Source organism: Pseudodesulfovibrio sp., assembly GCF_028692895.1.
Classification (GTDB): Bacteria; Desulfobacterota; Desulfovibrionia; order Desulfovibrionales; family Desulfovibrionaceae; genus Pseudodesulfovibrio.
In genome coordinates this window covers 1-13,652 of the sequence record NZ_JAQUWN010000021.1, presented here as the reverse complement: position 1 = coordinate 13,652, position 13,652 = coordinate 1, and the positions used below count along the sequence as shown (strand labels likewise).

At 67.9% G+C, this 13,652-nt stretch carries 12 protein-coding genes and 1 pseudogene; 7 read left to right on the top strand and 6 right to left on the bottom strand.

Going from position 1 to position 13,652, the window contains the following annotated elements; translation table 11 throughout:
- Nucleotides 1-8: 8 nt before the first annotated feature.
- Nucleotides 9-905, bottom strand: a complete 897-nt coding sequence (locus PHP91_RS07240; RefSeq protein ID WP_300139036.1) for a hypothetical protein — start codon at nucleotides 903-905, stop codon at nucleotides 9-11.
- A 165-nt stretch (nucleotides 906-1,070) separates the two neighbouring features.
- Here PHP91_RS07240 and PHP91_RS07235 point away from each other — a divergent pair, with 165 nt between their 5' ends.
- Complete coding sequence (locus PHP91_RS07235) at nucleotides 1,071-3,551, top strand: heavy metal translocating P-type ATPase (protein WP_300139034.1); 2,481 nt, start codon at nucleotides 1,071-1,073, stop codon at nucleotides 3,549-3,551.
- Nucleotides 3,552-3,575: 24 nt separating this feature from the next.
- Entirely contained in the window at nucleotides 3,576-3,773 is a 198-nt protein-coding gene (locus PHP91_RS07230; RefSeq protein ID WP_300139032.1) for a cation transporter, read from the top strand.
- An 89-nt stretch (nucleotides 3,774-3,862) separates the two neighbouring features.
- Here the strand turns inward: PHP91_RS07230 and PHP91_RS07225 are convergent, their stop codons facing one another.
- Entirely contained in the window at nucleotides 3,863-4,285 is a 423-nt protein-coding gene (locus PHP91_RS07225; protein ID WP_300139029.1) for a hypothetical protein, read from the bottom strand.
- 340 nt (nucleotides 4,286-4,625) lie between these two features.
- On the opposite strand from PHP91_RS07225, the gene PHP91_RS07220 reads away from it, so the two are divergent.
- Complete coding sequence (locus tag PHP91_RS07220) at nucleotides 4,626-5,474, top strand: sulfide/dihydroorotate dehydrogenase-like FAD/NAD-binding protein (protein ID WP_300139027.1); 849 nt, start codon at nucleotides 4,626-4,628, stop codon at nucleotides 5,472-5,474.
- Nucleotides 5,464-6,879, top strand: a complete 1,416-nt coding sequence (gene gltA / locus PHP91_RS07215; protein ID WP_300139025.1) for an NADPH-dependent glutamate synthase — start codon at nucleotides 5,464-5,466, stop codon at nucleotides 6,877-6,879. Before PHP91_RS07220 ends, gltA begins: the two co-directional genes overlap by 11 nt.
- 76 nt (nucleotides 6,880-6,955) lie before the next feature.
- On the opposite strand, the gene PHP91_RS07210 is transcribed toward gltA, so the two are convergent.
- The 4 genes from PHP91_RS07210 to PHP91_RS07195 all read right to left on the bottom strand — a co-directional run bounded on the left by PHP91_RS07210 (nucleotide 6,956) and on the right by PHP91_RS07195 (nucleotide 11,785).
- Nucleotides 6,956-8,272 (bottom strand): TAXI family TRAP transporter solute-binding subunit, encoded by a 1,317-nt coding sequence (locus PHP91_RS07210; protein ID WP_300139022.1) that lies wholly within the window; start codon nucleotides 8,270-8,272, stop codon nucleotides 6,956-6,958.
- Between the two features lie 7 nt (nucleotides 8,273-8,279).
- On the bottom strand, nucleotides 8,280-9,053 hold the full coding sequence (locus PHP91_RS07205) for a tetratricopeptide repeat protein (RefSeq protein ID WP_300139019.1): 774 nt from the start codon (nucleotides 9,051-9,053) through the stop codon (nucleotides 8,280-8,282).
- Nucleotides 9,054-9,220: 167 nt separating this feature from the next.
- The gene (locus tag PHP91_RS07200; protein WP_300139016.1) at nucleotides 9,221-10,537 is read right to left on the bottom strand and encodes a malic enzyme-like NAD(P)-binding protein; all 1,317 of its coding nucleotides are present in this window, start codon (nucleotides 10,535-10,537) and stop codon (nucleotides 9,221-9,223) included.
- Nucleotides 10,538-10,741: 204 nt separating this feature from the next.
- On the bottom strand, nucleotides 10,742-11,785 hold the full coding sequence (locus tag PHP91_RS07195; protein WP_300139013.1) for a TAXI family TRAP transporter solute-binding subunit: 1,044 nt from the start codon (nucleotides 11,783-11,785) through the stop codon (nucleotides 10,742-10,744).
- A 293-nt stretch (nucleotides 11,786-12,078) separates the two neighbouring features.
- Between PHP91_RS07195 and PHP91_RS07190 the strand changes: the two genes are divergently transcribed.
- The 3 genes and pseudogenes from PHP91_RS07190 to PHP91_RS07180 form a co-directional block, all read left to right on the top strand.
- Nucleotides 12,079-12,831: an RNA methyltransferase gene (locus PHP91_RS07190; protein ID WP_300139010.1), complete on the top strand. Its 753-nt coding sequence runs from the start codon at nucleotides 12,079-12,081 to the stop codon at nucleotides 12,829-12,831.
- 13 nt (nucleotides 12,832-12,844) lie between these two features.
- On the top strand, nucleotides 12,845-13,327 hold the full coding sequence (locus tag PHP91_RS07185) for an NAD(P)H-dependent oxidoreductase (RefSeq protein ID WP_300139007.1): 483 nt from the start codon (nucleotides 12,845-12,847) through the stop codon (nucleotides 13,325-13,327).
- A pseudogene (locus tag PHP91_RS07180) lies at nucleotides 13,288-13,652 on the top strand (IS110 family transposase); the annotation flags it as partial. The gene PHP91_RS07185 and the pseudogene PHP91_RS07180, both read left to right, overlap by 40 nt.

The following is a 13,652-nucleotide window of genomic DNA, read 5'->3' as shown; positions in this document are numbered from 1 at the left end:
AGGCCCGGCTACACGACCATGTCCGCGAACCGCGCCTCGGCCGGGGCCGCGTACTGCGAATAGGCGGCCACCGCGTTCTCAATGGAAGCCCGCGCCGGGTTGAATTGCATGTCCAGCTTGGCGGCCAGGTCGGTCAGCCCGGCGGTCTCCTCCAGGTCGTCCTTGAGCTGCTCCAGCAACTGCTCGGTGAGCGAGGGAGCGTCGCCCGCGCCAGCGTCCGCATCCTGCACGGCACGGGAGAAGAACCGCGCGGTCAGGCTCGCGTTCTCCGACGTCCCTTCCGCGCTTCCCGAGCCTGTGGGCGCTGAATCCGAGGCGTAGAAAATCTCGTTCTTGCCGTTGTCGAAAAACGCGTTCAGCTCCGCGTTGACGCCGGAGTTGAAGGTGGCGATGGCGTTGTCGCCCGCCGCGATGCCGAAGTTGCGGTCGATGAACTGGAGCGTGCTCAGCAGCCCGTCGCCGACGGTCTCCTCGGTCACCGCGCCGTCGGTGGAGGACAGGAGCATGGCCGAGGCCGCCGCGCCCGCCTCGTCGCCGAACCGGCCGCGCACCCAGTCCAGGGCCGAGGCCAGCGAGTCGCGCAGCCCCGAGGCGTCCTTCGTCTCCCCGTTCCCGTCCGTCAGGTCGCCCATGCGGCGGACGATCTCGTCCGCCACGGTCTGGCCCAGGGTGGACGGCCCCCGGCCCGAAAGCCGCGTGGCGGCCTGGGAGGTCTCGATCACGGTCTCCATGGCGGCCTGGGCCGTGGTCCGGCCCGCCACGCTCAACCCGTCGCCGAGGCGCGACCCCGCCGACCCCGCCAGCAGCGAGGCGGCGTCGCCCAGGTTCTTGCCCTGGGTTTTCTGCGCCTGAAGCTTCTGCATGAAGCCGTGGTTGAGATGGCTGCCCTGGATTATCATGCCCATCTTATCGGCCGCCCGAAATCTTTCTTTATGGTTCCCGAACAAATCAAAAGGAAACGGTTTCTCTCAATGTCCCGGCCGGCCATCGATAAGGATTCTCAACACCGCTTGCCAAGCGGCCGCAAAGTGCGCATGTTACGGCGGCAACCTTTTACCTATGGCGGCAGCATGGAGAAGATTCAGGCACAGATCAAAGGAATGCATTGCGCGGCCTGCTCCGGGCGCATCGAGCGCGTGGTGGGCGGCATGGACGGGGTCGGGTCTGTTTCGGTGAACCTGGCCTCGGAGACCATGGACCTCGCCTGGGACCCGGCCGCGGTCACCCTGGACGCGATCGGCGCGCGCATCCATGACCTCGGGTTCGAGGCGGTCTTTCCCGCGGCCTGCGACCTGGAGGAGATGCGCCTGTCCCTGGGCGGAATGCACTGCGCGGCCTGCTCGGCGCGCATCGAGCGCGTCACCGGCCACATGGACGGCGTCCAGTCGGCCGAGGTCAGCCTGGCCGCGGGCGAGGGGACCTTCGTCTTCGACCCGGCCAAGGTCTCGCGCCGGGCCATCCGCCAGGCCATCAGCGACGCGGGATTCACCTCCGAGGTGGTCACCGGCGCGGGCTCGCGCTTCGAGGAGCACCGCCGGGAGGCCGAGGCCGACCTCGCCGCGCGCCGGCGCGAGCTCATCCCCGCCTTTCTCTTCGCCGCGCCGCTCCTGGTCCTCTCCATGGGCCACATGTGGGGGATGCCCCTCCCGGCCTGGCTCGACCCCATGCACGCGCCGCTGACCTTCGCCCTGGTCCAGCTCGCCCTGACCCTGCCCGTGGTCTGGTCCGGCCGCAACTTCTACCTCCAGGGCGTCCCGGCCCTGCTGCGCGGCGGGCCGAACATGGATTCCCTGGTGGCCATGGGCACGGGCGCGGCCCTGCTCTACTCGCTGTGGAACACCCTCGCCATGCTGGCGGGCGGCGACGCCGCGCGCCTGGCCATGGACCTCTACTACGAGTCCGCCGCCGTGCTCATCGCCATGATCTCGCTCGGCAAGTACTTCGAGGCCAGGAGCCGGCTCAAGACCTCGGACGCCATCCGCGCGCTCATGGAGCTGGCCCCGGACACCGCCACCCTGCTGCGCGACGGCGGGCAGGTCCCCATCCCGCTGGACGAGGTGGAGCCGGGCGACCGGCTGCTGGTCAAGCCCGGCGAGCGCATCCCGGTGGACGGCGTCGTGGCCGAAGGGCGGTCCAGCGTGGACGAGTCCATGCTCACCGGCGAGCCCATGCCCGTGGGCAAGTCCGCGGGCGACAAGGTGGCGGGCGGAACCCTGAACACCCACGGGGCCCTGACCATCGAGGCCGAGCGCGTGGGCCAGGACACCGTGCTGGCGCGCATCATCCGGCTGGTTCAGGAGGCCCAGGGCTCCAAGGCCCCCATCGCCAACCTGGCCGACACCATCAGCTACTATTTCGTGCCCACGGTCATGGCCGTCGCCCTGGTCTCCGGCCTGGCCTGGTACTTCGTCGGCCAGGCGGGCTTCCCCTTCTCCCTGCGCATCTTCGTGGCCGTCATGGTCATCGCCTGCCCCTGCGCCATGGGGCTGGCCACGCCGGTCTCCATCATGGTCGGCACCGGCCGGGGCGCGCAGCTCGGCGTGCTCATCAAGTCCGGCCGCGCCCTCCAGGAGGCGGGCGACATCGACACCGTGGTCTTCGACAAGACCGGCACCCTGACCCACGGCCGCCCCGAGCTGGCCGACATCACCATGATCCGGGGCACCACGGCCCGGACCGAGGCCCTCTACCTGGCCGCCGCCGCCGAATCCATGAGCGAGCACCCCCTGGCCCAGGCCATCGTCCGCCAGGCCAGGGAAAAAGGACTGGAACCGCCCCAGCCCGAGCAGTTCGAGGCCATCCCCGGCAAGGGCATCAAGGCCACGGTCAACCGGCGCGAGATCGCCATCGGCAACTGGGCGTTCATGAACGAGCTCGGCTTCGACTTCGGCATGGACAACCTCGCGCCCGAGGCCGTGAAGCACTACGAGAGCCAGGGGGCCACGGTGGTCTATTTCGCCAGCGACAACAAGCTCAACGCCCTGTTCGCCATCGGCGACAACCTGCGCGAGGAGACCCCCCAGGTGGTGGCGGACCTCAAGCGGGCCGGGCTGACCCCGGTCATGCTCACCGGCGACAGCGAGGTCAACGCGCGGGTCATGGCCGAGCGCGCGGGCATCGAGACGGTCATCGCGGGCGTCCTGCCCGAGGACAAGGCCGGGGAGATCGCCCGGCTCCAGGCCGAAGGCCGCAAGGTCGCCATGGTCGGCGACGGCATCAACGACGCCCCGGCCCTGGCGGGCGCGAACATCGGCGTGGCCATGGGCGGCGGCATCGACGTGGCCGTGGAGTCCGGCGACGTGGTGCTCATGAAGTCCGACCTGCGCGCCCTGGAGACCGCGTTCAAGCTCTCGCGCGCCACCATGGCCAACATCAGGCAGAACCTTTTCTGGGCCTTCGCCTTCAACGTCATCGGCATCCCGGTGGCCGCGGGCGCGCTCCACGTCTTCGGCGGCCCCACCCTCAACCCGATGATCGCGGGCACGGCCATGGCCATGAGCTCCGTCACCGTGGTCAGCAACGCCCTGCGCCTCAGATTCTTCAAAGGATAGGAACCAACCAAAAGGAGAGCCACTATGCCCGTCGTCAAAGTCAAAGGCATGAGCTGCCAGCACTGCGCCAAGTCCGTCACCGAAACCATGCAGAAACTCGGGGCCACCGGGGTCAAGGTCGACCTGCTCACCGGCGACGTCACCTACGCCGAATCCGCCCCCATCGCCGCCGCCGACATCAAGGCCGCCATCACCAGGATCGGCTTCGAAGTCGTCGGCTGACCGGCATCCGCGACAGACCGCGAAAGGCCGTCCCCAGGGGCGGCCTTTTCGCTTTGGGAAAGCGCCTCCGGAGCCCTGACCGGCGGCGTCTAGACGACGCCCGCGAGCATGGAGCCGGGGAGCGGGAGGGCTTCCTCGGCGGACTTGGCGTAGGCGGAGAGGGCGGACTTGATGCGGTGCAGTGGCGCGGCGGCCGAAGCCGCGCCGGAGTTGTTGCCGGAGAGGTCGCGATAGGTGGCGCCCTCGGCCCCGACCTGGGCGCGCAGGGAGCCGACCTGCCGTTCGGCGGCGAAGGCGCGGGCCTGCTGGTTTTGCTCCCGGGCGGTGCGGGAGAGGGAGGGGTCGAGCACGGTCCGCTCGGACTCGTAGTCGAGCCCGAAATTGCCCAGGCGGAAGCCGAACGAAGTCGTGGTCACGCTGGCCTGCGGCGCAGTGCGGCCCACGGCGGCGGTTCGTTCCGTCAGCGCGTCGGTGCGGCGGTATTGCCCGGATGCGAAAGAGTTGATCCTCACGCGTCCTCCCCACATGGTGTCGCCCGCCCTTTTTTGCATAAAAAAGGGCCGTGGCGCATCGTGCAGCCCGGCCGTCCCTGAGACTTGCGTCTCGATCACTCCAGAGGGACCCGTGGTTTTCCGCTTCCCGTCCGTGGGAATTGGCAACTTCGGTCATTCAGTCCGTTTAATACCCTACGCATCTTCATCCCTTTTGACAAGCCCCGCCCCGGCGGGCTACTACCTAAGGCCCTGTCGCCGAATTTCTTTCGGCATCCGAGGGGGAGAGAGCGTCCGAACACTTCAATGAGAGGCCGCCCGGACCGGCCGCGCGCCCGGACCCGGACGGCGGAGGATTCCGATGGGTTACAAGATCGTCAAGAAAGCGGAGCTGATTCCGGGCCAGACCACGATGATGGTCATCGAGGCTCCGCAGGTCGCCAAGAAGGCCAAGCCCGGCAACTTCGTCATGCTGCGCGTCTCCGAGACCGGGGAGCGCATCCCCCTGACCATCGCGGACTGCGACAGGGAAGCGGGCACCGTCACCATCGTCTACCTGGTCGTGGGCAAGACCACGGCCGAGATGAACACCCTGAAGGAGGGCGGGGAGTTCCTGGACGTCTGCGGCCCGCTGGGACGGCCCACCCACATCGAGAAGTCCGGCACCGTGGTCTGCGTGGGCGGCGGCACGGGCATCGCGGCCATGCACCACATCGCCAAGGGGCACGTGGAGGCGGGCAACCGCGTCATCGCCATCGTGGGCGCGCGTTCCAAGAACCTGCTGCTCTTCTGCAGCGAGCTTTCCTCCTTCTGCCCGGAGCTGCGCATCGCCACCGACGACGGCAGCGAGGGGCACAAGGGATTCGTCACCGAGGTCCTGCAGGAGATCCTGGAGACCGAGGACGAGATCGCCGAGGTGGTGGCCATAGGCCCGGTGCCGATGATGGAGGCCGTTTGCCGCGTCACCCTGCCCTTCAAGGTCAAGACCACCGTGTCGCTCAACTCGATCATGGTGGACGGCATCGGCATGTGCGGTGCGTGCCGCTGCACCGTGGGCGGCAAGACCCTGTTCGCCTGCGTGGACGGCCCGGAGTTCGACGGCCACAAGGTGGACTTCGCCGAACTTCGGACGCGGCTGTGGCAGTTCAGGGAGCAGGAGGAGGAATCGATGGAAAAATTCTCGCAGGAGTGTCAGTGCCATGGCCGATAAGAAAAGCAAGAAGGTCCGCGGCCGCACGCCCATGCCGCACCAGGAGGCGGCCGAGCGCGCCCATAATTTCGGCGAGGTGGCCCTGGGCTATTCCCGCGAGCAGGCCCTGATCGAGGCCGAGCGCTGCCTCCAGTGCAAGAAGCCCCTGTGCCGGGAGGGCTGTCCGGTGAACATCGACATCAAGGGATTCATCGGCGCGCTGGTGGACGACGACCTGCACGGGGCCTACGACATCATCCGCAAGACCAACTCCCTGCCCGCCGTGTGCGGCCGGGTCTGCCCGCAGGAGAACCAGTGCGAGGGCATGTGCGTACTCGGCAAGAAGCACGAGCCCGTGGCCATCGGCCGCCTGGAGCGCTACGTGGCCGACGCCTTCATGGCCGAGTCCGCCTGCGAGGAGGTCACCGACCTGGACACCTGCGCCCTGACCCGCGCGGACCGCAAGGTCGCGTGCATCGGCTCGGGCCCCGCGTCCCTGACCGTGGCGGGCTACCTGGCCGGGCGCGGACTCAAGGTGGACGTCTACGAGGCCCTGCACGAGCCGGGCGGCGTGCTCATCTACGGCATCCCGGAGTTCCGGCTGCCCAAGACCGTGGTCGCCCGCGAGATCGACGGGCTCAAGAAGCTCGGCGTGACCTTCCACACCAACTGGGTGGGCGGCCGGACCATCACCATCCAGGACCTGTTCGAGCAGGGGTACGACGCCGTGTTCGTCGGCGTGGGCGCGGGGCTGCCGCGCTTCCTGGGCGTGCCGGGCGAGAACCTGGTGGGCGTGTTCTCGGCCAACGAGTACCTGACACGGGTGAACCTGGGCCGGGCCTATGATTTCCCGAACCACGACACCCCGGCTTACCGGGGCCGCCACGTGGTGGTCCTGGGCGCGGGCAACGTGGCCATGGACGCGGCGCGCACGGCCCTGCGCATGGACGCGAAGAGCGTGACCATCGTCTACCGCCGCACCGAGGAGGAAATGCCCGCGCGCAAGGAGGAGATCACCCACGCCGTCGAGGAGGGCGTGCGGCTGAGCTGCCTGTGCGGCCCTGTCCTCTTCCACGGCGACAACCAGGGCCGCCTCAAGGCCATGACCGTGCAGAAGATGCGCCTGGGCGAGCCGGACGATTCCGGCCGCTGCGCCCCGGTCTGCATCGAGGGCGAGACCGAGCAGCTCAAATGCGACATGGCGATCATCGCCGTGGGCACCCGGCCCAACCCCATCCTGCTGGAGGCCACGCCGGAGCTCGAACTGACCAGGTGGGGCTACATCGCCGCCGATCCCGAGACCTGCGAAACGTCCATCCCCAACGTGTTCGCGGGCGGGGACATCGTCACCGGCGCGGCCACGGTCATCTCGGCCATGGGCGCGGGCCGCCGGGCCGCCGCCGAGATCGCGAAGCGGCTGCTCTAGCCGTCCCTTTCCACGTAAAAAAGAAGACGCCGGGCGGAGTTGCCGCCCGGCGTCTTTTCTTGCGTCGGCCGGTCCGCTACTTCAGCGCCGCCAGCTTCGCCTCGACCCGGGAGCGGATGTAGTTGATGTGGATGCGCAGGGAGTAGATGGCGTCGGCGTAGGACAGAGGGACCGAGGTCTCCAGGACCAGCTTGTCCATCTCCTCCAGCCGGGCCAGCAGGGCTTCGGCCTTGTCCCGGGTATCCGCCTCGTAGGCTTCGAGGTCCAGCTTCTTGAGCCGCTTGTACCACTTGAGGATGCGGCGGCGAATCTGCCAGCGGAAGGCGGGCGGCGTGACCTTGAAGAGCGGGAAAAGCAGGGTCAGCAGCGGGATGAGCAGGATCTTGAGCCGCTCCAGGTTCACGGCCAGGGTGTAGGGCAGCCATCGCATGAGCAGGGGCGGACCCTTCTTGTAGAAGTTCTCCGCCTCGCCGGTCAGGGGGAAGAGCAGCCCGTCGGTCTTGGGAAACGCGCCGGGCTGGGCGAAGATGTCGCCCTCGCGGTGAATCTCCCGCGCGGCCAGCAGGAAGAGGTATTCGATGGCCGGGTGCAGCCCGTCGCGCACCACCAGGTTGGCCGTGGGCGCGAGCAGGTTCACGTCGTGGCGGGGCAGGTCCTCGGCCAGGTTGATGGCCCCCCGGGGCAGCACGAGCCGCGACAGGAAGTGGTGGGACCGGGCATAGGCCTCGGCCCGGCCCAGGGAAAGGAGTTCGACCCGCGCGCCCTCGCGGCTCAGGGTCTCGATGACCCGCGACTGGACGCCCGCCACCACGAAGAGCACGTCCAGCCGCCCCGTGAGCAGGGCGGGCACGGAGGCGTCGGTGTCCTCCTCCACGAACCGGGAGTTCTCCTCGGTCACGCCGTTCTGGCGCAGGAGGCGGCGGATGACGTGGTTGGTGCCGCTGCCCGCCGGGCCGATGGCCACCCGCAGCTTCTCGAGCTCGAAGAGGTTCGCCACCTTGAGCCCCTTGCGATAGAATATCCAGATCGGCTCGAAGTACAGCGAGCCCAGGCTGCGCAGGTCCGGGTACTCGGCCGGGGCGGCGATGCCCCCCTGCATGAAGGCGGCGTCCACCCCGGAGTCCGGGGTGGCCATGCGCCCCAGGTTGTCCATGGACCCCTTGGTCTCCAGGATCTTCAGGGTGATGCCCTCCCTGGCGAAGAACTCGGCGTAGCGGGTCGCGTACTTGAAGTACGCCCCGTTGCGCCCGCCCGCCGCGATGGTCACGGTGGAGGGCGGCGCGGGCTCCACATACTGCCAGGCAAGCCAAAGCGCCCCGGCCAGGACGGCGGCGGCCCCGCCGTAGACCGCCAGGGACATGACGAAATGGGATTTGAGATATCTGAGCAGCATGTCCGCCCTACCTGCCCTTGAGGCCGGTCAGCCACCGGTTGGCGCGGTCGGCCGCCTCGCCCTTCTGGGCCGAGGTCATGGTCCGGGTGACCTGCCCGAGCAAGTATCCGGCCTTCGGCACGCCCTGCCCGGCCGCGATGGCGAACCACTTGCAGGCCTCCACCCGGTCCTTTTCCCCGCCCGTACCGGTCATCTGCATCTCGCCCAGCAGGACCATGGCCTCGAAGTTGCCCTGGTCCGCCGCCAGCCCGAAGAGCCGCCGGGCCTCGGCCGCGTCGCGGGCCAGGAAGTCGCCGGTCAGGTAGAGCACTCCCAGGTTCAGGCGGCTCGGGGCGTCGCCGTTGTCCGCCGCCCGCCGAAGCCAGGAGAGGGAAATCTTGGCGTCCTTTTGCACGCCGATGCCCTTGCCGTAGAGCATGGCCAGCACGCCCTGGGCCTGGGCTACGTCCGCCTCGGCCGCGGCCTCGATGAGCCCTACGCCCCTGGCCTCGTCCCGGGCCACGCCCTGGCCGCCCAGGAGCAGGACGCCCAGGGTGAACTCGGCCTCGGGCTGGCCCTGCCCGGCCGCGCGCTCCAGCCACTCCACGGCCTTGCCCAGGTCGCGCGGCATGCCCTCTCCGCCCTTGAAGTACTGGCGGGCCAGGGCGTACTGAGCCGCCGGGTCTCCCGCGCGGGCGGCGGCCTTCAGCGCCCCGCCGATCTCGGGCATGGAAAAGGTGAGCGGGACGGCCAGCACGGCCAGGAACAGCAGACAGGCGAAGGCGGTCTTGACGGTCTTCATGGGCACTCCGGATGGGGGTTGTCGATTCCCGCACTTTGGCGCGGTTCGCGCAACTTGTAAAGCCTGGCCGTACAGGGGAAAATCCCGTTCCGCCTTTCCGGCCGGGCATGAAAAAGGGGGGCAGGACTATCGTCCGGCCCCCCGTGATGTCGTCCGGGCGGTCGCGCCTAGAGGTCGTACCCGAAGGTGTCGACGACCAGGTTGGTGCGCGCCTTGGAGGCGGCCATGCGCGCCTCCAGGTCCTTCTTGTACTGGTCGAGGTCGAGCCGGACCCTGGCCACGCCCGTGTCCATGGCGGCCTTGGCCACGGCCGGGGCCAGCCAGGTCAGCACGCGCGGGTCGAGCGGCTTGGGGATGATGTAGTCGATGCCGTACTCCAGCCTGTCCACGCCGTAGGCCTCGCAGATTTCCTTGGCCACCGGCTCCTTGGCCAGGGCGGCCAGGGCCTCGGCGCAGGCCATCTTCATCTCCTCGTTGATGGTCGTGGCCCGGCAGTCCAGCGCGCCCCGGAAGATGAACGGGAAGCCGAGGACGTTGTTGACCTGGTTCGGGAAGTCGGAACGGCCGGTGCCCATGATGATGTCCGGGCGCACGTCCTTGACGTCCTGGTAGGGAATCTCCGGGTCGGGGTTGGCGCAGGCGAAGATGATGGCGTTCTTGGCCATGGTCTTGACCATGTCCTGGCTGATGGCGTCCTTGACCGACAGGCCGAGGAACATGTCCGCGCCGTTCATGCACTCGGCCATGGTGGCGGCGGCCTTCTGGGCGTAGGCCCGCTTGTATTCGTTCAGGTCGGTGCGCCCGGCGTGGATCAGGCCGCGCGAGTCGAACATGTAGATGTTCTCGCGCCTGACGCCCATGTGCACGTAGAGGTTGGAGCAGGCCGTGGCGGCCGCGCCGGCGCCCGAGACCACGATCTTGATCTCCCCGATCTTCTTGCCCGAGATCTCCAGGGCGTTCAGGATGCCTGCGGCCGAGATGATGGCCGTGCCGTGCTGGTCGTCATGGAAGACGGGGATGTTCATTTCCTTTTTGAGCCTGGTCTCGATCTCGAAGCATTCCGGGGCCTTGATATCCTCCAGGTTGATGCCGCCGAAGGTGGGCTCCAGCATCTTGCAGAAGGCCACGACCTCGTCCGGGGTCTTGGCCGCGATGTTCAGGTCGTAGACGTCCACGTCGGAGAATATCTTGAACAGGACGCCCTTGCCTTCCATGACCGGCTTGCCCGCCTCGGGCCCGATGTTGCCCAGGCCGAGGACGGCGGTGCCGTTGCTGACCACGGCCACCAGGTTGCCCTTGTTGGTGTACTCGTAGACCTTTTCCGTGTCCGCGTGGATGGCGCGGCAGGCCTCGGCCACGCCGGGGCTGTAGGCCATGGACAGGTCCTTCTGGTTCCGGCACGGCTTGATGGAGATGACCTCCAGCTTGCCCTTGCGTTTCATGGAGTGATACTTGAGCGCCTCTTCCTTGGTGAAAAGAGCCATGACAGGCCTCCCTGGTGTGATTTGGTTGGAATGACCGCAACTGTTCGAACCTTAGTGGTACGAGGGATTTTCCTTTTGCGTCAAGCAGATTTTATCCTTGCACGCCAAGTAGTTCCGGCTATTTTCGCCCCGCTGGTTGAGCGTCCAGTCAAATCAGGAGGTTGCGTGGGCGGCCCAGTTGGCCCGTCCCGCGCCGGGGGCCTCCTATTGCGGCAGGAGGGTGGCCGGGACGGCCAGCCCCTGCTCACGCCAGAAACGGACCGCGCCGGGATGCAGGGGGATGGACACGGACCGGAGGCCGCCCTTGACCGACATGTCCCGCGCGGCCTTGTGGGCCTGGGCCAGGGCCTTGATGCCCGCTCCGGCATAGATGGCCTTCAGGCTGTCATAGACCACGCCCTCGTCCAGGGACGCGCCGGCGCACCACAGGGCCGCGTCCTGGAAGGTATCCACCGGGTCGGCCTGGCCCGCGTAGGAGCCTCCGGGAATCTCGACCTCCACGTAGAACGGGTACTGCCCGTAAAAGCCCGACGCCTTGGCCTCGGCGTGCAGGTCCAGCAGCCGGATGGGCGTCATGGACGCGGCCTCGATGACCGCCGAGTTGGGATAGCCCACCAGGACCCAGAAGGCGTCGATGCGCTTGTCCGCGAAGTCCTGGGCGGCCTGGGAATAGCCCAGGTGGCGGATCTTCATCTTGTCCCACAGCCCGAGATGGCGCAGGAAGCGCTCGGCGGCCAGGGCCGCGCCCGAGCCGGGGTTGCCCACGGCCACGCTGCGGCCCGTGAGGTCGCGCACGGCGTGGATGTCCGAATCCGCCCGCACCACGAGCTGCGCGGGCGCGCCGTAGAGGAAGCCCAGGGCCCGGACCTTGTCGTAGTGCGCCGGGTCGCCGGGCAGCCGGCCCTCCCGGCCCAGGAAGGCGTCGCCGGAATAGACGATGCCCATGTCCACGCCGTTCTTGTTCAGGCTGCGCAGGTTTTCGGCCGAACCGCCGGAGCCGCGCGGGGCGATGTCCAGCCCCTCGTCCGCGGTGGAGACGATACTGGCGATCTTGTTGGCGAAAAAGTTGAAGGTGCCGCCCGTGGGGCCGCCGCCGAAGGCCAGGAACCGCTTGCGCGGCTGCTCCTTCCCGTTCGCGGCGCCCGCCTCCTTGCCCGGTTTGCCCGACGGCTCGGAGGAGCAGCCCGGCAGGGCGGCAAGGACGCAGGCCAAAAGCAGGACGGGGAAAAGTTGCAGCAGCCGTTTCATGGGGCCTCCCTGGCGGGCTGGTGGTTCATGGTCACTATGCCCCACTTGCGGGGTCCCGGACATGATATTTTCGCCGGGGTCGAAAGGAGTAGCAGATCACCCCACGGACGAAAAGAGCGGAAATACAATTTTGTATCATTTGTAGCAAAAGTTGCGACATGCATCCCCCGTCCGGCAACGCCGCCGCGCAATCGCCGCGGACGACCCAGGACGTCGACGACGCCGTCCGCTTTGACATCCGGGCCCGCCCGGCTTACATGGCCCCGGACCGAGCCATTCATCCGGGAGGTGCCATGCTCGACGATCTCCGTGTGGTCCTTTTCAGGCCCAAGTACCCCGAAAACATCGGCAGCGCGGCCCGCGCCTGCCTGAACATGGGCGTGAGCGACCTGGTCCTGGTGGACCCGTACAACTTCGACCTGGACAAGGCCCTGCCCCTGGCCACGGTCCATGCCAAGCACATCCTCGCAGGCGCGCGCATCACCGACACCCTGGCCGAGGCCGTGGCGGGCTGCACCGCCGTGTTCGGCACCACGGCGCGCACCGGCGGCTGGCGCAAGGGCATCATGAGCCCGGCCACCCTGGCGGGCGTGGTGGACGACCGGCTGCGCTCCGGCGGCAGGGTGGCCCTGGTCTTCGGGCCCGAGGACAAGGGGCTGACCAACGAGGAGACGAGCATCTGCTCCGGCCTGATGACCATCCCCACCAGCCGCGAGGGCACGTCGCTGAACCTTGCCCAGGCCGTGGTGGTGGTCCTCTACGAATGTTTCAAGAAGTCGCTGGAGACCCCCTTCCGGCCCGACGGCCCGCCCGAGGAGCGGCCCACCACGGTTAAGGAGCAGGAGGCCCTCTTCGCCAACATGCAGGAGGCCCTGCTCGACATCGACTTCCTCAAGTCCGACAACCCTGACTACTGGATGCTCCCGGTGCGCCGCTTCTTCTCCAAGATCAACCTCAAGCGCAACGAGTTCAACCTGCTCATGGGCGTCTGCCGCCAGATCCAGTGGTTCGTGCGGACCTACGGGCCGGGGAAGGACGCGAAGTAGCCGACCGCCTCGCGTGATACGGTCTCCCCCTCCGGGGCCGGGAACCGACGCGCCCCCGCCCGCCAGCCGTAACCGGGAGCCCCCCAGGCACATCGGGCTCTTCAACGGCAGCCCGCGCAGAAAGGACAACACCGCAACGCGGCTTGAGGCCTGCCGCGAAGGCGCGCAGGACGCCCGGGCCACCGCCGACCCGATCCGCCTCTATTCCCTGGACTACAAGGGGTGCGCCTCCCGCTTCCGGGGCAAGCGCGCGGGCGGCCGGTCATACGGCGTCCGCGCCATGAAGGACGGCCTGAGCCCGCTCCTGCGCGGGCCCGACAAGTACGACGCCATCGTCCTGGGCGCGCCGGTCCACTTCGGCGCGGAGACCGCGATGACGCGCAAAAATACCATGTCGGCACTCCTGAGTTTTGCTGGTAACAACACCAGTGAAACCAAAACGAAAGGGAGGCCGACATGGCGAAGCTCAAGGTATCATCAGTCCATCGGTTTGTAGAAGCTTTTCGTGGTGACGAGATTTGGATCGGCGTTGACGTCCACAAACGCAGCTACAGCGTAGGGCTTCTCAGGCCCGACGGCATGGTGAAGGATTGGACCTGCCCTGCCGACAACCACGCCTTGGTCAGGACCATTTTGTCGCTGCCCGTGCGGCTCGGCGCGGTTTGCTACGAGGCCGGACCTACGGGATTCGGCTTGGCTCGGGCGCTTGAGGCCGAGGGCATTCCCGTCGTCGTCGCAGCGCCGAGCCGGATTCCGCGTCCGGTGGCCGCGACGAACAAAACGGACAGTCTCGATTGCCGCAAGCTGGCCGAATGGGTTGC

What these genes read in the sequence shown, in the direction of transcription:
- PHP91_RS07240 (WP_300139036.1), bottom strand. Translation starts at nt 905, where the DNA reads ATGGGCATGATAATCCAGGGCAGCCATCTCAACCACGGCTTCATGCAG.
- PHP91_RS07235 (WP_300139034.1), top strand. Translation starts at nt 1,071, where the DNA reads ATGGAGAAGATTCAGGCACAGATCAAAGGAATGCATTGCGCGGCCTGC.
- PHP91_RS07230 (WP_300139032.1), top strand. Translation starts at nt 3,576, where the DNA reads ATGCCCGTCGTCAAAGTCAAAGGCATGAGCTGCCAGCACTGCGCCAAG.
- PHP91_RS07220 (WP_300139027.1), top strand. Translation starts at nt 4,626, where the DNA reads ATGGGTTACAAGATCGTCAAGAAAGCGGAGCTGATTCCGGGCCAGACC.
- gltA (WP_300139025.1), top strand. Translation starts at nt 5,464, where the DNA reads ATGGCCGATAAGAAAAGCAAGAAGGTCCGCGGCCGCACGCCCATGCCG.
- PHP91_RS07210 (WP_300139022.1), bottom strand. Translation starts at nt 8,272, where the DNA reads ATGCTGCTCAGATATCTCAAATCCCATTTCGTCATGTCCCTGGCGGTC.
- PHP91_RS07205 (WP_300139019.1), bottom strand. Translation starts at nt 9,053, where the DNA reads ATGAAGACCGTCAAGACCGCCTTCGCCTGTCTGCTGTTCCTGGCCGTG.
- PHP91_RS07200 (WP_300139016.1), bottom strand. Translation starts at nt 10,537, where the DNA reads ATGGCTCTTTTCACCAAGGAAGAGGCGCTCAAGTATCACTCCATGAAA.
- PHP91_RS07195 (WP_300139013.1), bottom strand. Translation starts at nt 11,785, where the DNA reads ATGAAACGGCTGCTGCAACTTTTCCCCGTCCTGCTTTTGGCCTGCGTC.
- PHP91_RS07190 (WP_300139010.1), top strand. Translation starts at nt 12,079, where the DNA reads ATGCTCGACGATCTCCGTGTGGTCCTTTTCAGGCCCAAGTACCCCGAA.